Origin of the sequence: Brucella sp. NBRC 14130 (genome assembly GCF_040371715.1) — a bacterium.
In the GTDB taxonomy this organism is placed as follows: domain Bacteria; phylum Pseudomonadota; class Alphaproteobacteria; order Rhizobiales; family Rhizobiaceae; genus Brucella; species Brucella intermedia.
The window spans coordinates 34320-57458 of sequence record NZ_BAABTE010000016.1 but is presented as its reverse complement, the minus strand read 5'-3'; the positions used below and the strand labels follow the sequence as shown (position 1 = coordinate 57458).

Sequence of the window (23139 nt, the reverse complement as noted above, 5' to 3'; positions counted from 1 at the left end):
CCGGCTGAAAGACACCGCATAAAGCCAAGCGTCGGCAAAGTCGGCAACCCGTGTTGATGATTGCTGAACAGAGCAGGTAAACAAATTGTCGGGGGCGGCGAGCATTCAGCCGCCGCCCTGAATTTTTATCCCGCCAGACGGTCAGGCGAACGCAGGATGGAAGCGCCGCCCGCCGCCTGCACTGCAAGGCTTCCATATTCGATACCGGCCGCGAGCGCCCGGTGCACATCGTGACCTTCAAGCCAGGAATCGATGAAACCGGCATTGAATGCATCGCCGGCCCCGGTCGTATCGACAACCGGCACATCCTTCGCCGCCATATGAATATTGGAATCAGCAGTGCGCAGCCACGCGCCCTCGCCGCCCCCCTTGAGAGCTACGACCGGGAAATGGGCCGCCAGCGCATCGAGTGCCTTTGCCGGGTCATCGTACCCGGTGATGGCCTGCGCTTCCTCGCGGTTTGGCAGGAAGATATCGACGCCTTCACAGGCGGCAAGCAGGCTTGGATCTTGGATCAGCGCATCGTCCCAACTTGGGTCGAGCGAGACGGATAGGCCCGCCGCCTTCGCCTGCTGCACGAGGTCAGGGATTTCGTGCAGCGTTGCAAATTCAGCAATATGCAAATGCCCCGCCTCCTTCCACTGCAAGGCAGCAGAAAGGGTTGTGGGAAGCGCCGAACCGGCGCGGCGCGACAGAAATGCGCGGTCATTGCCGATCACACTTGCCACCGTCACCTGCGGCCCGGCATCGTCGGCCCGCTCCAGAAAGCGCAGATCGACACCGTCGATCTTCAAATCCGGCTCAAGCCCGCGTGACAGTCCGTCGAAGCCCAGCCGCGCAACCAGCGCAACCGCCCTTCCCGCATGGGCAAGATGCGCCGCGGAAATGAAGGCCCCGCCTCCGGCCGCCATCTTCATGCTTTCGGCAAAGACCTCGCGTCCCGGCTGCGGCAGCGATTGCAGCCCGGTGAAGATGAGGTCGCAATAAATCCGTCCGATGCTGAGGACAGCGGGACGCCTGAACTGTTGCGGCATCATAGGCGGCCCAGACTCTTCTCGGTCTTGGCATCGAAGAGATAAAGGCTCCCGGCAGGCGCAGCCACGGAAAGCGTGCCGCCCGTTGCGGGAATGACCTTGCCGGGTGCCGTTGCAATGACCGAAACGCCGTTGACATCGAGATGCACGAGCGTTTCTGCACCAAGCGGTTCAACCGCCGTCACCGTACCGGTGAGCGACAGGCCATTGGCCGTTCCCTTCTCGACCTTGAGGTCGTGCGGGCGAACGCCGATCAGAATGTCGCCATCGGGTGCAAGTTCGACGCCCGCACCGCTTCGGCGACCGGCAATCAGATTCATCGACGGGCTGCCGATGAAACGTGCCGTAAACACGTCAGTCGGATTATCATAAAGCTCTGTCGGTGTGCCGGTCTGAAGAATACGACCATCCCGCATGACGACGATGCGGTCGGCCATGGTCATGGCCTCGACCTGATCGTGGGTCACATAAACGGTCGTCGTCTTGAGGCGCTGATGCAAGCGCTTGATTTCAATGCGCATTTGCGCGCGAAGCTGGGCATCGAGATTCGACAGCGGCTCATCGAACAGGAAGGCCGACGGATTGCGCACCATGGCGCGGCCGATGGCGACGCGCTGGCGCTGGCCACCGGACAACGCTGCCGGGCGACGGTCGAGATAGGGTTCCAGCCCCAGCGCCTTGCCGGTTTCCTCGATGCGCTTGTCTTTCTCGGCTTTGGACAGCTTCGAAGTGTAAAGCCCGAAACCGATGTTCTGGCGCACGGTCATATGCGGATAGATCGCATAGTTCTGGAACACCATGGCGATGTTGCGTTGTTTGGGGTCACGTTCATTGACGACTTCACCGCCGATCTTGAGATGACCGCCAGAAATATCCTCAAGCCCTGCAATCATGCGCAAGGTGGTGGACTTGCCACAGCCTGAAGGCCCGACAAAAACGACGAATTCGCCGTCCTTGATCTGGAGATCGATTGCCCGGACCGCCTCGACCTTGCCATAACGCTTGACCAGCTTTTCAAGTTCGATGGTTGCCATCAGCGTGCCTCCACAAGTGCACTGAATTTCTCATTGAGTTCGCGAGCAGCCTTGGCTTCTGCGGCTGCATGATCGAAAGCCACCGCCTTGAAGCGATCTGCTTCCGCCTTATGCCGGGCAAGCGCTGCATTCATCGCGGCCGGTGCCGGACCGCCGAGACGATCACGCACAGCCACGAAATGCTGCGGCGACACCAGTTCTTCAAACTTCCCACGCCCGAAGGATGGTTCGCGTCCCGCGGATTCGCGGAATGCTTCAAGGAAGGGTTCGAAACCATCCTTTTCCAGACCGCCGCCCATCGACACGACAGCGCGAGCAACCTTGGCCGCGATTTCATGCGCCTGGCGGAAAGAGAGATTTTCCATACGGACCAACGAGTCCGCCAGTTCCGTGATCGTGATGCAGGAACGTCGGATGTTTTCCGCGACACGGGCCGGATCGATGCGGATCGCACCGATGAAAGCGGCCAGAAGATCGAGCACGCGACCCGCGGAGGCGAATGCCTCATATCCCATCTGCTGCGTTTCGCCTTCACTGTCGTTCATGTCTGTGAAGGGCGTGTTGTGCATCACATCCAGAACAGTGCGGGCGCGGCCCATGGTCTGGCTTGCCAGATGGCGCATATGTTCCACCGGAACCGGATTGCGCTTCTGCGGCATGATCGATGAAATCTGCACGAAGGCATTCGGCACATAAATCTGCCCGACCTCGAAACTGGTCCAGAACTGGAAGTCCTGAATGAGACGCCCGAGATGGACGAACATCAGTTCCAGCGCCGAATAGGTCGAGGTGATGTAATCCACCGCTGCGATGCAGCTATAGGAATTGGACAAGGGGGCGGCAAAGCCCAGCAGGCCAGCGACCTGTGCGCGATCGATCGGGAAGCCTGAGGTGGTGATGGCCGCCGCCCCCATGGGCGACATGTTGACGATGGCGCGCGCGGCTTCCATCCGTTCCATATCGCGAATGAGAACCTCGATTGCCGCCGAAAGATAATGGCCGAAAGTCGATGGCTGCGCAGGTTGGCCGTGCGTATAGGCGACGATCAGCGTCTGCTTTTCGCGTTCCGCAGCTTCAATCATCGCATCCAGCAGGTTGCGCGCCTGCGCCACCAGCGTATCGATGCGGGCCTTCAGGCCGAGCTTGAACAGCGTATGGTCGATATCGTTGCGCGAACGCGCCGTGTGAAGGCGACCGGCAATATCGGCGCCGATCCGCGCTTTCAGCTCCTTCTCGATGAGGAAGAAAAAGTCCTCCACCTCACCGGTATAGGTCAGTTTCGCAGGATCGATTTCCCTGTCGATTGCTTCCAGCGCACCGGCAATGGCTGCAGCCTGTTGGCGGTCGAGAATGCCGGTTTCAACCAGCATGACGAGATGGGCGCGGTCGATGCGGCGAAAGCCATCGACATGGTGGGTCTTGGCGCCGTCAAAAAGCGGGCGAAGCACGGTTTCCTTGTAAACCGGATCGGGGAATACGCTTTTATCGGACAGCCGTGGATCAAGATCGGACATGTTCAACCCTTGAGGCCAGCAAGCATGACACCGCGCACGATGTAACGCTGGAGAAGAAGAAAGACGACGAGCGTGGGAAGCGTGGCGATGGCTGCGCCGGTCATGATCATTTCCCACTGGATGGACTGCTCGACGGCGAAGCTAGAAAGCCCGACCGGCAGCGTGTAAAGCTCCGGGCTGGTGGCAACGATCAGCGGCCAGAAGAATGCGGTCCAGTTGCCGAGGAAGGTGAAGATTGCGAGCGCCGAGAGCGCAGGCGTCACCAGCGGCATGGCCACTTTCCACCATATCTGGAATTCGTTGAGACCATCGACGCGGGCAGCTTCCAGGAAGTCGTTGGGAACGCCTTCAAAGAACTGCTTCATGAGGAAGGTGCCGAAGGCCGTCATCATGCCGGGGAACATGATGCCCCAGTAGCTGTCCAGCCAGCCGAGCTTGCTCGACATCAGATACCACGGGATCACCAGCATTTCGGTGGGGATCATCAGCGTGGACAAAATGGCGAGGAAGATGAAATAGCGTCCGCGAAACTGGAATTTCGCCAGCGTATAGCCGACGAGACTGTCGAAGAAGACGTTCGACAGCGTGACCACGACTGCAACGATCATCGAATTCAGGAACCAGCGGATGAAGCGGCCATCGGCGAGAATGGTGACATAGTTTTGCAATGTCGGCTCTGCCGGGATCAGGCGCAGGTCGTAGACCTGCCCTGCCGTCTTGAGCGAGGTGGAGAACATGAAGGCCAGCGGCGTGATCATGATGAGGCCGCCGATAAGCAGCAATGTCCATGTCACGATGCGACCGGGCCGCAGGTTCTGGAACGGGAGCGGTTTGTTTTGAGCGGACGCTGTCATTTCTTTTCCCTCAGGATCCAGAGCTGCAACAGCGAAACGCAAAGCAGGATGGTGAAGAGCACGACGGTTTGCGCAGCCGCATAACCCATCGCATAGGAGGAAAACGCCGTCTGATAGATCATCAGCACCAGCGGCTTGGTTGAGCCGAGCGGCCCGCCTGGATCATTCGTGGTCATGTTGTAGACCTGATCGAAGATGCGCAGGAAGCCGATGGACGAGAAGACGACGAGGAATACCGTAGTGGGCTTCAAAAGCGGGATCGTGATCTTGCGCAGGATCGCCCATTCGCCGAGGCCGTCGATGCGTGCGGCTTCATAGAAAGTGTTGGGAACAGCGCGCAGGCCCGCCATGAAGATGATGATCTGGAAACCGAGGCCGGCCCAGATGGACGTCGCCATGATCGCATAGAGACCCTGATCGACCGAGCGCAGGAAACCCTGCTGCGGAAGACCCAGTGCATTCAGGATATTATTGATGAAACCGATAGGCGCAGGCTGGTAGAACCAGCGCCAGACCCATGCCATGGCAGCCGCCGTGGTGAGATAAGGCAGGAAATAGAGAGCACGGATAAAGCCGTGCATGATGCGCACACGATCCAGAAAATAAGCGATCGTGAACGCCACCACGAGGCTGATCGGTGTGCCGACCAGAAGATAGGTGAAGGTGTTCCGGAACACTTTCCAGAATTCGGGATCGGCAAAAAGCTTCTGGTAATTGGCGAAGCCGATGAACTTTGGCGGGTTCATCAGATCCCAATCGGTAAGCGACAGCCAGAAAGCCTCTATCGTGGGGTAAAAGCGGATGACCGAATAGAACAGGATCGGGAGAGCCAGAAAGCTCCACACCCAGATCAACCGTCTTGTGCGCATGGAAAGGCGATCCGTCAGGCGGTTGCCCGAAGGCTCCTTCGCCGTGCCGCCTGTTGCAGTCGTCCCGGCTACAGTCGTTGTCATGTTTCAAGATCCTTCGGTTGCGGCGAGGCCGTACCTCGCCGCAATTTCAAAGCCTGTTACTTGGCTGCGTCGAGCACTTCCTGCTCGGTCTTGGCGGCCTGTTCGAGAGATTCCTTGACCGGCTGCTTTTCCAGAATGACGCGGTTGGCCATGTCGACCGCAGTCTGGCGCTGCTTCAGTTCGTCCACGAACATGGTCGTGTGCGCATATTCCAGACCTTTCAGGAACGGACCGTAGATCGGATCGGCAAGGTTCGTTTCCGTCAGGGCCGCCGAACGGCGCGCAGGCAGTTCGCCTACGTCCTTAAGCCAGATTTCCATGGCTTCCGGCGAGGAGATGTAGTTCAGGAACTTCTTGGCAGCTTCGAGTTTCTCACCGCTTGCCTTGGCGCTGATGCCGTTGGCGAAGTAGCTGGCATAGTTGGAGCGCACGCCTTCCGCATTGGCCGGAAGCTCGGTCACACCCCATTCGAAGTCCTTGATGGTGCGGAACGAACCGAGACGGAAGGTGCCGTCGATGGTCATGGCTGCCATGCCGGCACGGAAAGCCGCCTGCCCTTCGTCCATGAACTTGACTTCGCCGACCTTATGTTCGGTCTGGAGACCGGTATAGAAGGCAAGCGCCTTTTCACCGGCAGCGTCATTATAGGCGACCTTACGGTCGTTGTCGGTGTAAGGCTGACCGCCGAACTGGCGCACCAGAACCTCACGCCACCAATGCTGGTCCTGCCCCGGCATGTCGAGCGTGATGCCTTCGGCCAGAAGATTGCCGGAAGCGTCGCGCTTCGTCGTCTTCTTTGCGGCTTCGACCATTTCATCCAGCGTCTTGGGCGGATTGTTCGGGTCGAGACCGGCTTCGGTGAAGAGCTTCTTGTTGTAGAAAAGCGCCAGTGAACGCACGGCGGTCGGCAGACCGTAATATTCATCGCCGCGCTTCATCGCCGAAACGATCGGGAAGAATTCGCTTTCGATCTTGTCATGCGGGAACGCGTCCTGCGGCAGCGGCTGCAGAATGCCGCCAGCCACGAACTTGTCGAGCCAGCCGTAGAAAAGCTGCATCACGTCCGGGCTCTTGCCAGCCATCTTGGCTGCGATAACGCGCGTCTGATAGTCGTCGTAAGGGAACGTGACCTGCTTGACCTTGATATCCGGATTGGCCTTTTCGAAATTCTCGATCAGCTTGTCCATCGCCTTGACGCGTGTCTCAAAGACATACTGCCAATATTCGATTTCGACAGCCTGCGCGGCATTGATCGCAAAGGTGCTGAGCCCTGCAACCAGACCTGCCAATAACAGCTTGCGCATTTAAACCTCCCTATTGCCCCGCCCACCGGTACGAATGCGGTCCCAGGCACGGCCACGGAGATGCCTGGCATCATCCGCTTATTCCACCACATGCCGCGCAGGTCGTGCGCAGCGCCCATTTTCCTCACGCAGGAACCCACTTCCCCACATGAGCAAGAGCAGTCTTCACCACCCTCTCTTACGGTTCAATGTTGCGAGCGTTTTGTCAATAAGATAATTTAGTTGAATTAATATATTGCTGTTAGAAACAGCCCGCGATATCTCTCTGACGGGAGACAGGAGGGACCATGACATCGAAATCGGACGGCGCACCGGTCACCGCATATGCGACCGCTGCAAGCGGGGCGCTTGCGGTTACCCTCGGCAAGAATCCCGAACGAATCCGCGATCATAACCGGCGCGTGGTGCTTGACGTCGTGCGCCGGCATGGGCCGCTTGGCCGTATGCACATCGCCCGCCTGACCCACCTGACTGCACAGGCCATCGCCAATATCGTCGACGAACTGGTTTCAGAGAACCTGTTGATGCAGCTCGGGCGGCTGAAAACGGGGCGCGGCCAGCCGCCGATCCAGTTCGCGGTCAATCCTGAAGGCGCGATGACCATCGGCGTCGAAATGGGATCGACGCATATGGTAACGACTGCCCTCGATCTTTCCGGCAAGCCCCGCACGCAGCACGTACGCCCGATCTATGATGTCAGCCCCGACAAGCTTTCCGCGCAGTTGCGAAAGGAAGTCGATGCAGTAAAGACTTCGTTTCCGGCGCGCCTCCTCGGCATAGGCGTGGTGATGCCGGGGCCCTTTGACATTGAAGGCATGAGTTCGGTTGGACCGACCACCCTGCCCGGCTGGTCCGGAATCGACGCGGCGGCGGTTTTGAGCGAAGCCTGCGGAGAACCCGTCCTGGTCGAAAACGATGCCAATGCCGCCGCCGTTGGTGAACGCCTGTTCGGTGCGGGCCATGCCATTTCCAACTTCGCCATGATCTATTTCGGGGCCGGTATCGGGCTCGGCATGATCCAGGAAGGCGCACCGTTTCGCGGTGCTTTCGGCAATGCCGGTGAAATCGGCCATATCGTCATTACACCCAATGGACGTGGCTGCGCCTGCGGCCAGAATGGCTGTCTTGAAACCTATGCCTCGCTTCATGCCCTGCGTGAAAAGCTTCATGCGGCGGGCATCGGGGAAACCGATTTCGACGCGCTCCAGAAACTGCACGAAGCCCGCAATCCGGTTCTGATGGGCTGGGTGCAGGAAGCTGCCGACCATCTGGCGCCAATGATCGCCATGATCGAAAATATCCTCGATCCCGAGACGATCATATTGGGCGGCATGTTGCCCGATGCGATTATCGACGACCTGATCTGGCACATGGGTGGCCTGCCGATTTCGGTCGCGAGCCGCCGCGCCCGCGCATTGCCGCGCGTTATTCGCGGACAGACGGGACAGTTTACCGCTGCTCTGGGCGCCGCATCCCTTCCGATGTTCGAGGCCATGACGCCGAAGCTCGATACCAATTCGGAAGTCTGATCATGCTGACCGCCCGCCAGCGCATTGAGCGCCAGAAATCGTCCCCCGCCCTCGTCCGCCTGCATCGGGCGCTCGGCAGGCTACGCTCCACCGTGACGCTGATGCATACCGGCGCGCATCCGGACGACGAGCAAAGCGGCCTTATGGCCTATTTGCGGTTCGGACTTGGTATGCGGGTGGTGATCGCCTGTTCGACGCGGGGCGAAGGTGGGCAGAACGCGCTCGGCCCGGAACGCGGCGGTGCGCTCGGCGTCATCCGCAGCCGCGAGATGGAGGAAGCGGCGCGCATTCTCGATTGCGACGTGCATTGGCTCGGCCACGGGCCTGACGATTGCGTCCACGATTTCGGCTTTTCCAAGGATGGTGACGGCACATTTGCCCATTGGGGAGAGGAGCAGACCATCGAGCGGCTCGTTCGCGCCTATCGCGCCGAGCGCCCGGATATCGTGCTGCCTACCTTTCTCGATGTTCCCGGCCAGCACGGCCACCATCGCGCCATGACCCGGGCCGCCGAACGGGCTATACGGCTCGCCGCCGATCCCGATGCCTTTCCTGAACATTTTGCTGACGGGCTGACGCCGTGGCAGGTAGCGAAATTCTATCTTCCTGCATGGTCAGGCGGTGGCGATACATATGATGACGAACTTCCGCCGCCGGACGCAACATTGACGCTTCATGCCAGTGGCCGGGAAGAGGCAACGGGCGCGGATTTTGACCGCATTGGCGAGTGGTCGCGTGCCTGCCACGCCACTCAAGGCATGGGTCAATGGCCGGAAAAGCCAAAGGTCGAATGGCCGCTGCATCTGAAACTGCCGGATAGCCGTTCGGAAAAGACAATTCTTGAGGGACTACCGGAAACCCTCGCCGTTCTCGCCGATGGGCTGGCATTTGAAAATCGGAAGCAGCTTTTTCATGTTCATGAATCCGTCGAACAGGCCATTGCAGCGTTTCCGGATCGTGAAGCCATCACCAAAAACCTTGCCGATGCGGCGAAAAGCCTGAAAAAAGTCCTGACCAGCGCACCTGATGGTTTTCTCCTGCTGCATGGCCACAGGCTGGAGCGCAAGCGGCAGGAAATCGATGCTGCCCTGATCGAAGCGGCGTCGCTGTTCGAGCGTGCTTATCTGGAACAGCCGATATTGGCGTCGGGGGATGAGACAAGGCTCGTCATCGAGCATGGCTCCGGAGCGGCAGAAATCGCAATAATGGCTGAACCTGTCCTGCCTGAAACCTGTTCTATCGCCTGCGAGCAGCAAACCTCGGAAGGAAAGGTTTTCACCGTCTCGCTCATGGAAGACGCGGCACCTTCCCCGCTTTTCGAGCCTGCATGGCGGTCGCTTGGCGGTAACGGGCAAGCCTTTGTCCGGCTAAGGGCGCAGTTTGACGACCATCTGGCGGAGTGCGGCTTCGATCTCGAAGAGCCATTCGCTATTGTTCCCCCCGCTTCACTGAAGTTCGATCCGCCTGCCGTCATTATATCCGGCGGAGAAGAACATTTGCCGGTCAGGCTTGTTGTCGACGGCAGGGCTGAACGGATTGCTTTCACACCGCAAAACGGCTGGAACATAAGCCTGAACGGTCAGAGCGCCGTGCTGCATGGGCCTTCCGCTCCGAAACCGGGCCTGACAAACCTCCAAGCTGCGATCAACGAAAACCCCGCCTGGCAGATGCAGTTTACCGACTATCCGCATATTGGCAGAACCGTGTGGCGCGAGCCTGCAGTGCTGCCGGTGCTGGTCCTTGACGTAAAACTGCCTAATGCACGCATCGGCTACATCGGCGGCGGTGCCGACAATGTCGACCTTTGGTTGAAACGCATGGGATTCGACGTTACCGACCTCGAAGCGCACCATCTTGCGGGCGATCTTTCACAATTCACCACAATCGTGGTCGGAATATTTGCCTTCGGCATACGCGACGACCTCGCAGCAGCGACAGCCAGGCTGCACCGCTTCGTAGAAGATGGCGGGCATCTCGTGACGCTCTATCATCGGCCATCCGATGCTTGGCATCCCGACCAAACGCCGCCGCGAAAACTGACGATTGGCTCCCCCTCGTTGCGCTGGCGCGTTACGAAACCCGATGCGGCGGTTACAGTTCTTAAGCCTGAACACCCACTGCTCGTCGGCCCCAATGTCATTAGCGAAGTGGATTGGGATGGCTGGCACAAGGAACGCGGGCTTTATTTCGCCTCCGCATGGGATGATGCTTATCAGCCGCTGCTTTCAATGCACGATGATGGAGAGCAACCGCTTTATGGCGCACTTGTTTCGGCCCAAATTGGCAAAGGCCGTCATACGCATACGAGTCTTGTATTGCACCACCAGCTCGACAAGCTCGTCCCCGGCGCTTTCCGTTTGATCGCAAATCTTATGCAACCTGCGGAATAACTGGCATATGACGCCCCCATGAAATATTCATGACGCTCACACCTTCCGAGAGGAATTATTTTTCTTTATTTTTCATTTCACTATTTAATTTTTCTTGAGTTTCCTTTGCCGAAAAATTTCGCTCTATCACAACGTGTATTTGACTCATGGAGATGAATTATCATGCGCAATCTGGTACGTGTTTCTTTGGCCGGTCTTTTCCTCGGCGCAAACCTTGCCACGGCTTTCGCTCAGGCAACGCCGGAGCAGATGGAAATGGCCTATAATGCCGCCCGCAATCAGCTTGGCGTTCTCCAGTACTGCCAGGAAAAGGGTTATACCGATGGCGGCGCCATCGAAATCCAGACGAAAATGATCGCGCTTATCCCAGCTCCAGCCGACACGTCCAAGGCCGAAGCTGCCGAAGCAACCGGCAAGCAGGGCAAGGTTTCCGCGATGGGTATGGAGCAGGATATTGCCACGAGCGCAAAAGCGCAGAACCTCTCTGAGGAAAAGCTCTGCCAGACCATGGCCGATGCCGTTAAGCAGGCTGGCGCTCAGCTGCCGCAGTAAGGTGGACGACAACCACCCGAGAATGGAGCCTCGCGCAAGCGGGGCTCTTTGCTATCTGCAACCCTGCATTCAGCAATTCTCCAATGTCCTTCATGGCGAAGTTTCGAATTTCATTTTGTATTCAGCACTTTATTAAGCATATGCAATACTCACCTTCCGTTTACCATGCAACTTAAGAGGGTGAACATAATTGCCGGATAGTTTGCTCGCAGGTCACAACGACCGCTAAACAAACAAAAATGATCTCAGGAGCAACACATGACCAAGCTTATCGCACGCTTTCGTAAAAATGAATCCGGCGCAACCGCCATTGAATACGGCCTCATCGCAGCCCTGATCGCTGTCGTCATTATTGGCGCGACGACGGCTTTGGGAACTAACATCAGCGAAAAGTTTACCGAAATCGCTACCAAGATCGGTGCTGCGAAGTCTCAGTAATCTCTGATAATGACTCCGAACACCTCAACCGCCCTCCGGGGCGGTTTTGTCTTTTGGAGTGCTTTTTACCTGTCCAAGCAACTTTTGAAACGTTATTGCGTTATTCAACAGGCTTGCAGCATCAGCTCGAAATGAGTGTCGTTGACGTGGAGATATGGAGTAAGCTAACCAAGCTAACGTTCTGTAATCTTTATTGATTATGGGTTAGCAATAGAAATGCGCATAATCCCTCTAAATAGTGGTTCGCCGCGTGGTTATTGCGTTTCCAGCGCTGACCCCGGCCTTTCGGGAGTAGCGAACATGTCATTGAAATCCATTTTACTTGCGCTTGGCATCGGCGCTGCCAGCCTGACGCTTAGCGGCTGCGTGTCCGAAGGCTATTACGGCGACGGTTACGATCCCTATTATTCGCGCGGCAGCTATATCGGCACCGGCGTCATTTATGACAGCGGCGGCTATTACCGCGATTATCGTCGTTACCCGCGTTACTATCGAGATTCTGGTTATCGCTATCGCGACGGTTATCGTTACCGCGACCGCGACAGGGATAGGAACCGTCCAAGCTACAACAGGCCGGACCGCCCCCGCCCGCCGCGTCCCGAACGTCCGTCATCCGGAGCCCCTGTCGTAGAGCGGCCCGGACCGAATACGGTTCCGGTTTTCCGACCGATCAGGCGCGAGTCGCATAACTGACAGCATGCCACCAGACAAAACACCCGCCGACATCCGGCGGGTGTTTTATTTGATATAGCGGCGTTTGGGTCAGAACCTGATCACATATTCCTTGCGGGTGGTTTCGATGACTTCCCAACTGCCCTTGAAGCCCGGTCGGATGACAAAACTGTCCCCGGCCCCGACTTCCCGGCTCCCGCCGCCGTCCTCGCTGACGATGGAGCGGCCGGAAAGAATGTGGCAGAACTCCCATTCGTCATATTCGATACGCCATTTTCCCGGCGTACTCTCCCATATGCCTGCAAAAAGCGTTCCTTCGGCGTTCTCCTCCAAGTTCCAGGTGCGGAATTCGGGGCTACCTGAAAGAATGCGCTCCCGTGGGGGAGCGCCTTCTTCCGGCTCGATGCCGGAAAGGTTGAAATTGAGAAACCGGCTCATCGATCAGACCTTCGCCAGCGCCTGTTCCAAATCGGCGATGATATCATCAGCATCCTCGATACCGATGGAAAGGCGCACCACATCCGGTCCCGCACCCGCAGCCACCTTCTGTTCGTCGGTCAGCTGACGGTGGGTGGTGGATGCCGGGTGGATGACCAGCGAGCGCGTGTCACCAATATTGGCAAGCAGGGAGAAGAGGTCGAGGCTGTCGACGAATTTCACGCCAGCGTCGTATCCGCCCTTAAGGCCGAAAGTGAACACCGAGCCGGCCCCCTTCGGTGCGTATTTCTGCTGGAGCGCATGGAATTTATCATGCGGCAGTCCGGCATAATTGACCCACGATACCTTGTCGTGACCGTGCAGCCAGGAAGCAACCTTCAACGCGTTGTCGCTGTGGCGCTGAATGCGCAGCGGCAGCGTTTCCACGCCTGTCAGTATCTGGAACGCATTGAACGGTGAAATGGCAGGCCCGAAATCCCGCAAGCCCAGAACACGGGCAGCGATAGCAAAGGAAATATTTCCGAAAGTCTTGTGCAGTTCCAGGCCGGCATAGTCCGGGCGCGGTTCTGTGAGAAGCGGGTAATTGCCGGACTTCGCCCAGTCGAATGTGCCGCCATCGACCAGAATGCCGCCCATCGAATTGCCGTGACCGCCGATAAACTTGGTCAGCGAATGGACGACAATATCCGCACCGTGCTCAATCGGGCGCACCAGATAGGGCGATGCGAGCGTGTTGTCCACGATCAGCGGCAGGCCGTGCTTGTGCGCGATTTCGGCAATCGCCTCGATATCCACCACAATACCACCCGGATTGGCGAAGCTTTCGATGAAGATGGCGCGGGTCCGATCGTCAATCTGCTTGGCGAAATCGGTAGGATTGGTAGCATCGGCCCAGCGCACATGCCAGTCGAAAGACTTGAACGACTGGCCGAACTGGTTGATCGAGCCGCCATAGAGCTGCCGCGCTGCGATGAAATTGTCGCCCGGTCGCAGAAGCGTGTGGAACACGAGCAGCTGTGCCGCATGGCCCGATGCGGTCGCGACCGCCGCCGTGCCGCCTTCAAGCGCGGCAATGCGCTCTTCCAGAACCGCCGTGGTCGGGTTGGTGATGCGCGTATAGATATTGCCGAAAGCCTGAAGGCCGAACAGGGATGCCGCGTGGTCGGCGTCCTCGAACACGAAAGATGTGGTCTGGTAGATCGGCGTTGCACGCGCACCCGTCGTTGGATCGGGCTTCGCGCCTGCGTGGACAGCCAGCGTTTCAATTCCGGGCGAACGTTTCGACATGATTTCCTCCAGCGTCTAAGCCTCAATGATGACAGGACGTTATGCGTTGCCGCCAGGAAAGCAAAGGTGGATTTTCCACCAGATGGCGGAATCGCAGAATTTAAATCCAAAACGTTCTATTTAGCGATCAGGCGGGGGTATTCGATGGCTGGACAACGGTCCATAACGACGGTCAGACCTGCTTCGCGAGCGCGGTTTCCCGCTTCTTCGTGCACCACACCGAGCTGCGTCCACAGGACTTTCGGCCTCGGCTGCATGGCCAGCACCTCATCGACGATTCCCGGCAGCGAATAGGGTTCGCGGAAGACATCGACCATGTCCACCGGCTCATCGATATCCGCCAGCCGGGCCACCACGCGCTGGCCGTGAATATCCTTCCCCGCCTGCCCCGGATTGACCGGAATCACGCGGTAACCCTTGGAAAGCAGGAACTCCATCACGCCATTGCTCGGGCGCTCCGGCTTCGGAGAAGCGCCGAGAAGCGCTATGGTTCTGACGGAAAGGAGAATTTCGCGAATCTGGTCGTCGGAAGGATTTTGCATCTCTGTTCCCTTCGAATGGCTGGAGCCAGTGCTTGCATAGAGGCACATGCACCCCTTATTGAGTACTTAAGTTGGGAGGAATGCATGATTATCAATACCACGCATCGCACAGGCGTCGGCCCCGTGATGACAATCGGGGATCTGCAAGCTTTCATGAAACGCGAGTTCCCACAGCTTGGCGACACATTCGAGATCACGGCAATCGACGATGGTTCTGCAACGATGCGCCTTCATGCCGACGAGCAGCATCTGCGACCGGGCGGCACCGTGTCCGGCCCTTCGCTTTTTGCCTTAGCCGACGTAACCGCCTATGCCGCCATACTCGCCCATATCGGTCCGGTTGCCCTGGCGGTAACGACCAGCCTGAACATCAATTTCCTGCGCAAGCCATCACCCGGAGCAATCGATGCCGTGGCGCATCTCCTGAAACTCGGGAAGCGTCTCGCGGTGCTCGAAATCAGCCTGACCGATGGTGCAAACGGCGAACTCGTCGCCCACGCGACGGCCACCTATTCGATCCCGCCGCGCTAAAAATGATGTAAAATATACGGTATTATAATACCAAATATCTAACTTATTGATTTTGTTTAATTTTTAAACGAGCGCCCGGATTAAAGGGCTTGACGGAAGCGTCAACATTGTATATCGACCCGCCGGAAGCGAGCAGAAGTAATCTTTTGCCCGCTCGTTCGGGTTGGATCAGTCCAACACAAGCAACAAAAAAAGCCCGGTTCGCAAGGACAGGGATCAAGTCAAGGAAGACTTCAATGGCAACTTTCTCTCAGAAGCCGGCTGAAGTGGTGAAGAAGTGGGTACTGATCGACGCCGAAGGTCTCGTCGTCGGCCGTCTCGCATCGCTCGTCGCCAATCGCCTGCGTGGCAAGCACAAAGCAACCTTCACCCCGCATGTTGACGATGGCGACAATGTCATCATCATCAATGCCGACAAGGTTGTTCTGACCGGCAACAAGTATGCCGACAAGAAATATTACTGGCACACCGGCCATCCGGGCGGCATCAAGGAGCGCACTGCTCGCCAGATCCTCGAAGGCCGTTTCCCGGAACGCGTTCTTGAGAAGGCAATCGAGCGCATGATCCCGCGTGGTCCGCTCGGCCGTCGCCAGATGAAGAACCTGCGCGTTTATGCAGGCCCGAACCATCAGCATGAAGCTCAGCAGCCGGAAGTCCTCGACGTCGCAGCGCTGAACCGCAAGAACAAAGGGAATGCATAATCATGGCTGAGCAGCTCAACTCGCTCGAAGAACTCGGCACCGTTGCCAAGACCGAAGCTGCCGCTCCGGTTCATGTCCAGAAGCTGGACGCACAGGGCCGCGCCTATGCCACCGGCAAGCGCAAGGACGCCGTTGCACGCGTATGGGTCAAGCCGGGCACCGGCAAGATCACCGTCAACGACAAGGAATTCGAAAAGTATTTCGCACGTCCGGTTCTGCAGATGATCCTGCAGCAGCCGATCGTCGCTTCGAATCGCGCTGGTCAGTTCGACATCGTTGCCACCGTTGCCGGTGGCGGTCTCTCCGGTCAGGCCGGTGCCGTTCGTCACGGCATCTCCAAGGCCCTCACCTACTACGAGCCGGGCCTGCGCACGGTTCTCAAGAAGGGTGGCTTCCTGACCCGCGACAGCCGCGTTGTCGAACGTAAGAAGTACGGTAAGGCCAAGGCTCGCCGTTCGTTCCAGTTCTCCAAGCGCTAATAATCTTTTCGCTTCGGATTTACAGAAAAGCGGGCCTTCGGGTCCGCTTTTTTGTTTTCGTTCCGCACCGCATTTCAGCCTGCCCAACTGCGGATGGACTTGCGTTTGATCTCAAGCTGCCTTTGCGGAGACTGTTTGTAATAGTCCTGCGCCATGCCTGAAACCCAGTCGCCGTAGCTCGGGTTGGGCAGCATGAAAAACTTCGTGCCGAACGCTTCCCGGCTGGCTTCGACGAATGCGCGTCGCTGCTGGTTGTTCTTGTGAAAGGTCGCAGCTCCGAAGTCGTTGAGATTGTCCCCCATATAGATGACGACATCATATCCTTCAGCCTTGATGCTATCGAAACGCTCCTGCTTGTTGGACTGACCGCTGTTCAGCAGAAGCGTTTTTGCCGACACGCCGGGAAAGCCAAGCTTTTCAATGTTGGCTGCGGTAGACTGAAACGACCGGGCATCGCGGTTCGTGACGTAGAACATCGTACCGCCGTTCGCGTTCACATGCCTTGCAAACTCCACAGCGCCCGCAATTGGACGTGCCTGCCCAGCGGCCATCCAGCGCGCCCATGTCTCCTCCGTAAAGGCTGCACCCTGCCTTACGCGCCATCCGGCATAGGCGGTATTGTCGATCATCGTCTCGTCGAGATCGACAATTACGGCCTTCTTTCTTCCCTTTGCCGGTTTTGCTGCGTCGAAGGCCCGACGCGCGCCATTGAATGCCTGATAAGCCAGCGCGTCATATTCGCCAGACAGCTGCATCCAGTTGATTGCGCTTACATTCTGCTGCTCCAGCTGATAGCTGGCGAAGCGTTGGTTCGTTGCACAGCCCGCAAGTGAAGCGGAACAAACAAGAAGCGCCGAGATCGCAAGCAGCGTTTTTCGCATGATGTCCCTCCATAAAAGAGAGCCATTAGCGCTTAACGGTTCCCGCACCTCAATTGCTGTTATGTGCCCTCAAGATGTTAGGTAGCAGTGCGCCTTCGCCACAGTTGCAAGCCGGTTCGATAGCAGTCATGAGTATTCCAGGAACCTCTGACCCTACTCACGAGCGGATAAACCCCATGTCCCTGCCTGTAGCATCAAACCGTTTCGCGGCCACACCGGAGCAGCCGCCCTACCTGATCGTCACCTTTGCTTCGCAACGTGTCATCGGCGAGGACGATGGCTATGGCGACATGGCAGTTCAGATGGGTGAACTTGCGGCGAAACAACCCGGCTATCTCGGTATTGAAAGCGCGCGCGACGCGGAAGGCTTTGGTATCACCAATTCTTTCTGGGCCGACGAAGAAAGCATCCGCGCGTGGAAGCGCGACGTGGACCATCTGGTTGCGCAGAGACTCGGGCGTCAGAAATGGTATGAAGCCTATCGCGTGCGTATCGGCCGCGTGGAGCGCGCCTATGGATTTGATGCCAAGAGCGAATGAAAACGCTATAGAAGCCAGACCATCATCCCGGACGACAGACATGCCTGCAAAGACCATCGACCACGCGATCACTGCCCGCAGCCTGACCGGCGCAGCCACCGACCCGACCCATGCGGGCGTGCTATCGTTCATGCGGCGGATATACACGAAGTCGTTCAAGGGAGCCGAAGCGGTTGTCTGGGGCATTCCCTTCGATGCCGCCGTTTCCAACCGGCCCGGCGCACGGTTCGGTCCACAGGCGATCCGCCGGGCCTCGGCCATCTTCGACAACGACCCGCAATATCCGTTCGAGCGTGACCTCTTCGAGAATCTCGCCGTCATCGACTATGGCGACTGCCTGCTGGATTACGGCAATCACTACAAGACCCCCGCCACTATCGAGCGCGAAGCGGCAAAAATTCTGAAATCCGATGCGTTCCTGCTGACACTTGGCGGCGATCATTTCATCACGTGGCCACTTCTCAAGGCCCACGCAGCAAAATATGGCCCGATGGCGCTGGTGCAGTTCGATGCGCATCAGGACACATGGTTCGACGATGGCAAGCGGATCGACCACGGTTCATTCGTGGCCCGTGCGGTGCGCGATGGCATCATCGATCCCGACCACTCGATCCAGATCGGCATCCGCACCCACGCGCCGGAAGATTGTGGCATCAAGATCATCTATGGCCACGAGGTGGAGGACATGTCGGCGGCGGCGATCGCCGATGAAATCCTGAAGCGCACCAATGGCACGAGGGCCTATCTCACCTTCGACATCGACTGCCTTGATCCGGCCTTCGCGCCGGGAACCGGCACGCCGGTCGCTGGTGGCCCGTCATCGGCAAAGATGTTGTCCGTCCTGCGCAAGCTCGCAGCTCTTGACTTCGTGGGCGCCGATGTGGTCGAGGTTGCACCAGCCTATGATCATGCCGATATAACAGCCATCGCGGGAGCGACGATTGCAATGTACTATCTGGGCCTTCTGGCCGAACGGAAAGAACGACGATGAGGCGCTTGTTCACAAAGTGATTCAAACAGCTCAAACGCTGATTCCACGTAATGTCGTAACTTTCTGAATTCAAAGGCAAAACGCATGAAACCGAAAATCTTCATCGATGGCGAACACGGCACCACCGGCCTGCAAATCCGCGCCCGTCTGGCCGAGCGCGACGATCTCGAAGTGATCTCAATCCCGGAAGCCGAGCGGCGCAACAAGGATTTGCGCGCCGACTATCTGCGCGCTGCCGATATTGCGATCCTTTGCCTGCCGGACGATGCCTCCAAGGAAGCGGTTTCTCTGCTCGAAGGTCACAACTCGACCCGCATCATCGATACGTCGACCGCTTATCGCGTACATCCCGACTGGGCCTATGGTTTTGCCGAGCTGGCGAAAGGCCAGCGCGAACGCATCAGCGAGGCGCGCCTCGTCGCCAATCCGGGTTGCTACCCGACCGGCGCGATTGCGCTTGTTCGCCCGCTTCGCGATGCGGGCCTGCTGCCTGCCGACTACCCGGTGAGCGTCAATGCTGTTTCCGGCTATACCGGCGGCGGCAAGCAGCTGATCGCCCAGATGGAAGACAAGGACCATCCGGACTATCTGGCGGCAAACAATTTCCTTTACGGCCTGCCGCTCAAGCATAAGCACGTGCCGGAACTGCAAATGCATGGCCGTCTGGAACGCCGCCCGATCTTTTCGCCCAGCGTGGGACGCTTCCCGCAGGGCATGATCGTGCAGGTTCCCCTGTTCCTGAGCGAATTTGAAGGATCGCCGTCGCTTGCAACGGTTCATGCTGCGCTGACCGATCATTATGCCGGTCAGGATATTGTCGAAGTCGTGCCGCTCGAGGAAAGCGCGAAGCTTCCGCGTGTCGATGCGGAAGAGCTTGCGGGCAAGGATGGCATGAAGCTTTTCGTCTTCGGCACCGAAGGTGACGGAGAAGTCAATCTCGTGGCGCTGCTCGACAATCTGGGCAAAGGCGCGTCGGGTGCCGCCGTCCAGAACATGAACCTCATGCTCGGCAAGGCATGATGCCGAAGCAGCCGGTGTTTCCTGTCGAATGGAATATCGGCTCGTTCGAGCCACTGGCGGATACGCATTCGAGCCTCGTCTGGAAGGTCGAACGCATCGATCATCCGGGCGAGGTTTTTGTCGTCAAGCAATTGAAGCCGGCCGGAATGGAAGAATTGCGCGGAGCCCATTATCTTGCCTGGCAGGATGGACATGGTGCGGCGCGATTATACGCCCTGGATGGTGCGTCGATGCTGCTCGAATATGTGGGCGACTACCACCTCGATGAACACCTGAAACGCGGCAACGACGCCGAATGCCTGCTCATCTTCGGCGAGGTGCTGAGCGCGCTGCATACGCTCTCTCCCGCCCCGATACCGGCTGACCTGCAACCGCTCGACAAACACTTTTCCGGTCTTTTCGCGATGATGGATGAAAGCCCGCTCTATGCAGAAGGCGCGGCGGTCGCCAGGCGCTTGCTCGCAACGCCCCACGAAACTATCCCGCTGCATGGCGACATCCACCATGAAAACATCATCAAGGGACCCCGCGGCTGGCTCGCCATCGATCCGCACGGGGTGGCTGGGGACGCCGCCTTCGATGCGGCCAACATTTTCTACAATCCGCTCGATCGCGACGATCTCTGTCTGGACCTCGAGCGTGCGCGGCGCATGGCCGAACATTTCGCGCCGATCATCGGGCGAGATCCGGCCTATATTCTGGATTATGCCTTCGCCTATGGCTGTCTCTCAGCCGCGTGGCATCGCGAAGACGGTAACGACGCGGATGAAGCGCGGGAACTGAAGATCGCCTCCGCGCTCAGGCACTTGCGTCGGACCAGCTATCCCTCGTAAGCGCCCTTGGTTGCGCGCCAGTGCGCAACCGCGAAAGCCAGAACGATCAGCGCGAAGAACTGATGCGTCAGGCCCAGATGCAGCGGAACACTCATCAGAAGCGTTGCAATACCGATAACAGCCTGCACAAGTACCAGACCGAGGAGAACAATGGTGCGGCGTGCATGGGTGGTGCCCGGAGCGTGTTTCCAAACCTGCAGCGAATGCAGCACAGCCAGAACAAGAACCGTATAGGCGAACATGCGGTGCACGAACTGGACCGTTTTCGGGTTCTCGAACAGGTTGCGCCACCATGGCGACTGTATGAACAGATCCGACGGCACCACAGCACCATCCATCAGCGGCCATGTGTTATAGGTCAGACCGGCATGCAGCCCGGCCACGAGCCCACCCAGGTAAATCTGCACGAGCACGGCGAACACGATCCAACCCGCAAAGCGCTGGACCGACCGTTCCGCCGGTCGTTCGCTATAGGTGACAAGGCCACGCGCAATGTAGAATACCGCCGTTATGATGACACAGGCCGTCGTCAGATGGATCGCCAGACGATACTGGCTGACGCTCGTCAGCTCGCTCAGGCCGGAGGCCACCATCCACCAGCCGATAGCGCCCTGCAGGCCGCCGAGCGCGAGCAGACCCAGCATGCGGTATTTGAGGCCACCGCGGAGGCGTCCCGTCACCCAGAAGAAGGCCAGCGGAACGGCGACCAGAAACCCGACAAAACGCGCAAGCAGGCGATGCGCCCATTCCCACCAGAAAATGTACTGGAATTCCTCCAGCGACATGCCCTTGTTGATCTGCTGATACTGGGGAATCTGGCGATACTTGTCGAACTCTTCCACCCATTCGGCATGGTTCAGCGGCGGAATGACGCCGTGAATGGGCTTCCATTCGGTTATGGAAAGGCCCGAACCCGTCATGCGTGTGGCACCGCCGACCATGACGATGGCAATCAGCACGACGAAAACTGCATAAAGCCAGTGACGCACGAGGCGACGGTCGCGGTTCTCTTTCGATGACCTGCCCTGTCCTACACGCTGCGCCGTTGCTGCCGTCATGCCATTCATCCTTCGATAACAAGAGAAGGATACATGCCGCATAGGTGAAGCCGTTACAAGTTGGTGTGACGCGACATGCCGCCGCGTTTTTACCCTTTCACTGTCACCGTTCACCGGTTAGTGAAGAAACGGGAAAAGGAGAACTGCGCCATGCCCGTTCGGCTGAAGAAACTGATCGGCACTTTTTTGCTGGTTTCACTGGTCATCATCTATGCGGTATTCGCGACCGTTATCGCCGTAGCGCATCTGGCCCAGTCAAGCGCGTGGGTGCATCTCCTTTATTTCTTCGTGACCGGCATTCTGTGGGTTTTGCCAGCCATGGGCATCATCTGGTGGATGGCGCAGCCACCACGCAAGAAACAACATTAATCCCCTCCGAGGAAGCTGCAGACAATGGCGGGTGAAGTCGCAGCGCGCATTCTGACGGATTTCAGCGAGATCGCGCGGCTCTGGAAAGATGCCGAGGCCGTTCACGGCGCGCCCCAATCGCTCGAATGGATCGATAACTGGCGCGCCATCGTCAATGCCGACAGTTTTGTCGTCGGGCTTTTTCACGGAACCACGCCGATCCTGCTCGTGCCGCTGGAAGCTGTCAGCCACAGGGGTGTAAAAATTGCGCGCTATCCCGGCGGAAGCCACGCCAATTGCAATTTTCCCTGGCTCAGCAAGGAATATGATGGCGTTGCGGGTCGCGACGCAGTCAATCAGCTACTCGGCATCATCCGCAAGGTGCGACCGGACATCGATGCACTGTCGCTGACACGCCAGTTTTCTGAAATGCAGGGTGCAATCAACCCGCTGCTTGCTCTCGGAAAAGCGCCCAATCCAAATCCGGTTCTCGCCGTCTCTCTTAATGGCGGCTTCGATGCCGTGCTTGATCGCGCCAATCGCAAGCGAAAGCTGAAAAAACATCGCCAGCACGACCGCCGCTATGAAGAAAGCGGAGGCTGGAGAATTGACGCACCCCGAAGCCCTGCGGAATCAGAAAATGTTCTCGATCTCTTTTTCGCGATGAAGGCGCAGCGTTTTCGGCAAATGGGTATCAGCGACCCCTTCGCCGACGAGAAGGTGCGCAATTTCTTCAAAGCCTTCTTCTGCGCGGGCCTGACGAAAGATCATCAGTTGAACGAATTGCGCTTTCTTGAGGTGGGCGGGACCATACGTTCGATCATCGGAAAGGTGTTCGGCGCTGCAGGACCGACCGTTGAGTTCGGCGCAATCGCACAAGATGAACTGATGACGGCCAGTCCGGGTGAATTCCTCTTCTTCGAGGATATCAGCCGCAGTTGCGGTGAAGGCCATTCGGTCTACAGTTTCGGCATTGGTGACGAGCCCTACAAGCGCGAATGGTGCGACATCGATCTTGCGATCTATGACACGCTGGTGCCGCTATCAGCCAAGGGCAGGTTGTTCACGGCGCTGCAATCAACCCGCAACGCGGTCGCCGGAAGCCTCAAGCGCAATCCGCGTCTCTGGGGCATGGCCAAGGCGCTGCGCAGCAGGTTCGCGAAAAGGTAGAGCGTGCTGGCGATCCGATTCAGGAACCCGTTGCAAGACATTGTTCC

At 58.0% G+C, this 23139-nt stretch carries 25 protein-coding genes; 14 read left to right on the top strand and 11 right to left on the bottom strand.

Going from position 1 to position 23139, the window contains the following annotated elements; translation table 11 throughout:
• Nucleotides 1-125: 125 nt before the first annotated feature.
• From ABWW28_RS23495 to ABWW28_RS23470, 6 genes are all read right to left on the bottom strand, one after another.
• A complete protein-coding gene (locus ABWW28_RS23495; protein WP_100648471.1) occupies nucleotides 126-1037 on the bottom strand; it encodes a carbohydrate kinase family protein in 912 nt (303 codons plus the stop codon).
• The gene (locus tag ABWW28_RS23490; RefSeq protein ID WP_196108520.1) at nucleotides 1034-2068 is read right to left on the bottom strand and encodes an ABC transporter ATP-binding protein; all 1035 of its coding nucleotides are present in this window, start codon (nucleotides 2066-2068) and stop codon (nucleotides 1034-1036) included. Before ABWW28_RS23490 ends, ABWW28_RS23495 begins: the two co-directional genes overlap by 4 nt.
• Complete coding sequence (gene argH, locus ABWW28_RS23485) at nucleotides 2068-3582, bottom strand: argininosuccinate lyase (protein ID WP_353392509.1); 1515 nt, start codon at nucleotides 3580-3582, stop codon at nucleotides 2068-2070. The genes ABWW28_RS23490 and argH overlap by 1 nt, the downstream gene beginning before the upstream one ends.
• A gap of 2 nt (nucleotides 3583-3584) precedes the next feature.
• On the bottom strand, nucleotides 3585-4436 hold the full coding sequence (locus ABWW28_RS23480; RefSeq protein WP_021587748.1) for a carbohydrate ABC transporter permease: 852 nt from the start codon (nucleotides 4434-4436) through the stop codon (nucleotides 3585-3587).
• Entirely contained in the window at nucleotides 4433-5305 is an 873-nt protein-coding gene (locus ABWW28_RS23475) for a carbohydrate ABC transporter permease (RefSeq protein WP_036565766.1), read from the bottom strand. The genes ABWW28_RS23480 and ABWW28_RS23475 overlap by 4 nt, the downstream gene beginning before the upstream one ends.
• A gap of 140 nt (nucleotides 5306-5445) precedes the next feature.
• Nucleotides 5446-6693, bottom strand: a complete 1248-nt coding sequence (locus ABWW28_RS23470) for a sugar ABC transporter substrate-binding protein (protein ID WP_021587749.1) — start codon at nucleotides 6691-6693, stop codon at nucleotides 5446-5448.
• Nucleotides 6694-6980: 287 nt separating this feature from the next.
• Here ABWW28_RS23470 and ABWW28_RS23465 point away from each other — a divergent pair, with 287 nt between their 5' ends.
• The 5 genes from ABWW28_RS23465 (at nucleotide 6981) to ABWW28_RS23445 (ending at nucleotide 12295) form a co-directional block, all read left to right on the top strand.
• Entirely contained in the window at nucleotides 6981-8222 is a 1242-nt protein-coding gene (locus tag ABWW28_RS23465; RefSeq protein WP_353392506.1) for an ROK family protein, read from the top strand.
• A 2-nt stretch (nucleotides 8223-8224) separates the two neighbouring features.
• A complete protein-coding gene (locus ABWW28_RS23460) occupies nucleotides 8225-10612 on the top strand; it encodes a PIG-L family deacetylase (protein WP_112701469.1) in 2388 nt (795 codons plus the stop codon).
• A 162-nt stretch (nucleotides 10613-10774) separates the two neighbouring features.
• Nucleotides 10775-11164, top strand: a complete 390-nt coding sequence (locus ABWW28_RS23455) for a pore-forming ESAT-6 family protein (RefSeq protein ID WP_100648464.1) — start codon at nucleotides 10775-10777, stop codon at nucleotides 11162-11164.
• 258 nt (nucleotides 11165-11422) lie between these two features.
• On the top strand, nucleotides 11423-11602 hold the full coding sequence (locus ABWW28_RS23450) for a Flp family type IVb pilin (protein ID WP_353392504.1): 180 nt from the start codon (nucleotides 11423-11425) through the stop codon (nucleotides 11600-11602).
• Nucleotides 11603-11902: 300 nt separating this feature from the next.
• Nucleotides 11903-12295, top strand: coding sequence for a hypothetical protein (locus tag ABWW28_RS23445; RefSeq protein ID WP_006466525.1), 393 nt, complete (start codon nucleotides 11903-11905; stop codon nucleotides 12293-12295).
• Nucleotides 12296-12364: 69 nt separating this feature from the next.
• On the opposite strand, the gene ABWW28_RS23440 is transcribed toward ABWW28_RS23445, so the two are convergent.
• The 3 genes from ABWW28_RS23440 to ABWW28_RS23430 all read right to left on the bottom strand — a co-directional run bounded on the left by ABWW28_RS23440 (nucleotide 12365) and on the right by ABWW28_RS23430 (nucleotide 14541).
• Complete coding sequence (locus tag ABWW28_RS23440) at nucleotides 12365-12712, bottom strand: cupin domain-containing protein (protein WP_112701472.1); 348 nt, start codon at nucleotides 12710-12712, stop codon at nucleotides 12365-12367.
• Nucleotides 12713-12715: 3 nt separating this feature from the next.
• Nucleotides 12716-13999 carry an O-acetylhomoserine aminocarboxypropyltransferase gene (locus tag ABWW28_RS23435; RefSeq protein WP_006466523.1) on the bottom strand — a complete coding sequence of 428 codons (1284 nt, stop codon included), beginning with the start codon at nucleotides 13997-13999 and terminating at the stop codon, nucleotides 12716-12718.
• A gap of 116 nt (nucleotides 14000-14115) precedes the next feature.
• Nucleotides 14116-14541, bottom strand: coding sequence for a CoA-binding protein (locus tag ABWW28_RS23430; protein ID WP_006472814.1), 426 nt, complete (start codon nucleotides 14539-14541; stop codon nucleotides 14116-14118).
• An 84-nt stretch (nucleotides 14542-14625) separates the two neighbouring features.
• Between ABWW28_RS23430 and ABWW28_RS23425 the strand changes: the two genes are divergently transcribed.
• The 3 genes from ABWW28_RS23425 to rpsI all read left to right on the top strand — a co-directional run bounded on the left by ABWW28_RS23425 (nucleotide 14626) and on the right by rpsI (nucleotide 16252).
• Nucleotides 14626-15072: a PaaI family thioesterase gene (locus tag ABWW28_RS23425; RefSeq protein ID WP_006472813.1), complete on the top strand. Its 447-nt coding sequence runs from the start codon at nucleotides 14626-14628 to the stop codon at nucleotides 15070-15072.
• A 236-nt stretch (nucleotides 15073-15308) separates the two neighbouring features.
• Nucleotides 15309-15773 carry a 50S ribosomal protein L13 gene (rplM, locus tag ABWW28_RS23420; RefSeq protein WP_006472812.1) on the top strand — a complete coding sequence of 155 codons (465 nt, stop codon included), beginning with the start codon at nucleotides 15309-15311 and terminating at the stop codon, nucleotides 15771-15773.
• A 2-nt stretch (nucleotides 15774-15775) separates the two neighbouring features.
• Nucleotides 15776-16252 carry a 30S ribosomal protein S9 gene (gene rpsI, locus ABWW28_RS23415; RefSeq protein WP_006466519.1) on the top strand — a complete coding sequence of 159 codons (477 nt, stop codon included), beginning with the start codon at nucleotides 15776-15778 and terminating at the stop codon, nucleotides 16250-16252.
• A gap of 74 nt (nucleotides 16253-16326) precedes the next feature.
• Here the strand turns inward: rpsI and ABWW28_RS23410 are convergent, their stop codons facing one another.
• Complete coding sequence (locus ABWW28_RS23410) at nucleotides 16327-17133, bottom strand: 5'-nucleotidase, lipoprotein e(P4) family (protein ID WP_113463540.1); 807 nt, start codon at nucleotides 17131-17133, stop codon at nucleotides 16327-16329.
• A 176-nt stretch (nucleotides 17134-17309) separates the two neighbouring features.
• Here ABWW28_RS23410 and ABWW28_RS23405 point away from each other — a divergent pair, with 176 nt between their 5' ends.
• The 4 genes from ABWW28_RS23405 (at nucleotide 17310) to ABWW28_RS23390 (ending at nucleotide 20516) form a co-directional block, all read left to right on the top strand.
• Nucleotides 17310-17672 (top strand): antibiotic biosynthesis monooxygenase family protein, encoded by a 363-nt coding sequence (locus ABWW28_RS23405; RefSeq protein ID WP_353392500.1) that lies wholly within the window; start codon nucleotides 17310-17312, stop codon nucleotides 17670-17672.
• Between the two features lie 40 nt (nucleotides 17673-17712).
• Entirely contained in the window at nucleotides 17713-18663 is a 951-nt protein-coding gene (speB, locus tag ABWW28_RS23400; RefSeq protein ID WP_113463538.1) for an agmatinase, read from the top strand.
• Nucleotides 18664-18747: 84 nt separating this feature from the next.
• Nucleotides 18748-19683, top strand: coding sequence for an N-acetyl-gamma-glutamyl-phosphate reductase (argC, locus tag ABWW28_RS23395; protein ID WP_113463537.1), 936 nt, complete (start codon nucleotides 18748-18750; stop codon nucleotides 19681-19683).
• Entirely contained in the window at nucleotides 19683-20516 is an 834-nt protein-coding gene (locus ABWW28_RS23390) for an aminoglycoside phosphotransferase family protein (RefSeq protein WP_113463536.1), read from the top strand. The genes argC and ABWW28_RS23390 overlap by 1 nt, the downstream gene beginning before the upstream one ends.
• Here the strand turns inward: ABWW28_RS23390 and ABWW28_RS23385 are convergent.
• Nucleotides 20504-21574, bottom strand: coding sequence for a COX15/CtaA family protein (locus tag ABWW28_RS23385; RefSeq protein ID WP_353392497.1), 1071 nt, complete (start codon nucleotides 21572-21574; stop codon nucleotides 20504-20506). The two genes, ABWW28_RS23390 and ABWW28_RS23385, sit on opposite strands and share 13 nt — an antisense overlap.
• A 150-nt stretch (nucleotides 21575-21724) precedes the next feature.
• Here ABWW28_RS23385 and ABWW28_RS23380 point away from each other — a divergent pair, with 150 nt between their 5' ends.
• Entirely contained in the window at nucleotides 21725-21943 is a 219-nt protein-coding gene (locus ABWW28_RS23380) for a DUF2842 domain-containing protein (RefSeq protein ID WP_113463535.1), read from the top strand.
• Between the two features lie 24 nt (nucleotides 21944-21967).
• Nucleotides 21968-23092, top strand: a complete 1125-nt coding sequence (locus ABWW28_RS23375) for a GNAT family N-acetyltransferase (protein ID WP_353392495.1) — start codon at nucleotides 21968-21970, stop codon at nucleotides 23090-23092.
• Nucleotides 23093-23139 lie beyond the last annotated feature (47 nt).

Excerpts from the sequence above, each read along its gene's own strand:
- ABWW28_RS23455 (WP_100648464.1), top strand. The coding sequence starts at position 10,775 with ATGCGCAATCTGGTACGTGTTTCTTTGGCCGGTCTTTTCCTCGGCGCA.
- speB (WP_113463538.1), top strand. The coding sequence starts at position 17,713 with ATGCCTGCAAAGACCATCGACCACGCGATCACTGCCCGCAGCCTGACC.
- ABWW28_RS23430 (WP_006472814.1), bottom strand. The coding sequence starts at position 14,541 with ATGCAAAATCCTTCCGACGACCAGATTCGCGAAATTCTCCTTTCCGTC.
- rplM (WP_006472812.1), top strand. The coding sequence starts at position 15,309 with ATGGCAACTTTCTCTCAGAAGCCGGCTGAAGTGGTGAAGAAGTGGGTA.
- ABWW28_RS23380 (WP_113463535.1), top strand. The coding sequence starts at position 21,725 with ATGCCCGTTCGGCTGAAGAAACTGATCGGCACTTTTTTGCTGGTTTCA.
- argH (WP_353392509.1), bottom strand. The coding sequence starts at position 3,582 with ATGTCCGATCTTGATCCACGGCTGTCCGATAAAAGCGTATTCCCCGAT.
- ABWW28_RS23405 (WP_353392500.1), top strand. The coding sequence starts at position 17,310 with ATGTCCCTGCCTGTAGCATCAAACCGTTTCGCGGCCACACCGGAGCAG.
- argC (WP_113463537.1), top strand. The coding sequence starts at position 18,748 with ATGAAACCGAAAATCTTCATCGATGGCGAACACGGCACCACCGGCCTG.
- ABWW28_RS23440 (WP_112701472.1), bottom strand. The coding sequence starts at position 12,712 with ATGAGCCGGTTTCTCAATTTCAACCTTTCCGGCATCGAGCCGGAAGAA.
- ABWW28_RS23480 (WP_021587748.1), bottom strand. The coding sequence starts at position 4,436 with ATGACAGCGTCCGCTCAAAACAAACCGCTCCCGTTCCAGAACCTGCGG.
- ABWW28_RS23470 (WP_021587749.1), bottom strand. The coding sequence starts at position 6,693 with ATGCGCAAGCTGTTATTGGCAGGTCTGGTTGCAGGGCTCAGCACCTTT.
- ABWW28_RS23495 (WP_100648471.1), bottom strand. The coding sequence starts at position 1,037 with ATGATGCCGCAACAGTTCAGGCGTCCCGCTGTCCTCAGCATCGGACGG.
- ABWW28_RS23375 (WP_353392495.1), top strand. The coding sequence starts at position 21,968 with ATGGCGGGTGAAGTCGCAGCGCGCATTCTGACGGATTTCAGCGAGATC.
- ABWW28_RS23385 (WP_353392497.1), bottom strand. The coding sequence starts at position 21,574 with ATGACGGCAGCAACGGCGCAGCGTGTAGGACAGGGCAGGTCATCGAAA.
- ABWW28_RS23465 (WP_353392506.1), top strand. The coding sequence starts at position 6,981 with ATGACATCGAAATCGGACGGCGCACCGGTCACCGCATATGCGACCGCT.
- ABWW28_RS23450 (WP_353392504.1), top strand. The coding sequence starts at position 11,423 with ATGACCAAGCTTATCGCACGCTTTCGTAAAAATGAATCCGGCGCAACC.
- ABWW28_RS23460 (WP_112701469.1), top strand. The coding sequence starts at position 8,225 with ATGCTGACCGCCCGCCAGCGCATTGAGCGCCAGAAATCGTCCCCCGCC.
- ABWW28_RS23490 (WP_196108520.1), bottom strand. The coding sequence starts at position 2,068 with ATGGCAACCATCGAACTTGAAAAGCTGGTCAAGCGTTATGGCAAGGTC.
- ABWW28_RS23445 (WP_006466525.1), top strand. The coding sequence starts at position 11,903 with ATGTCATTGAAATCCATTTTACTTGCGCTTGGCATCGGCGCTGCCAGC.
- ABWW28_RS23390 (WP_113463536.1), top strand. The coding sequence starts at position 19,683 with ATGCCGAAGCAGCCGGTGTTTCCTGTCGAATGGAATATCGGCTCGTTC.
- ABWW28_RS23475 (WP_036565766.1), bottom strand. The coding sequence starts at position 5,305 with ATGCGCACAAGACGGTTGATCTGGGTGTGGAGCTTTCTGGCTCTCCCG.
- rpsI (WP_006466519.1), top strand. The coding sequence starts at position 15,776 with ATGGCTGAGCAGCTCAACTCGCTCGAAGAACTCGGCACCGTTGCCAAG.
- ABWW28_RS23425 (WP_006472813.1), top strand. The coding sequence starts at position 14,626 with ATGATTATCAATACCACGCATCGCACAGGCGTCGGCCCCGTGATGACA.
- ABWW28_RS23435 (WP_006466523.1), bottom strand. The coding sequence starts at position 13,999 with ATGTCGAAACGTTCGCCCGGAATTGAAACGCTGGCTGTCCACGCAGGC.
- ABWW28_RS23410 (WP_113463540.1), bottom strand. The coding sequence starts at position 17,133 with ATGCGAAAAACGCTGCTTGCGATCTCGGCGCTTCTTGTTTGTTCCGCT.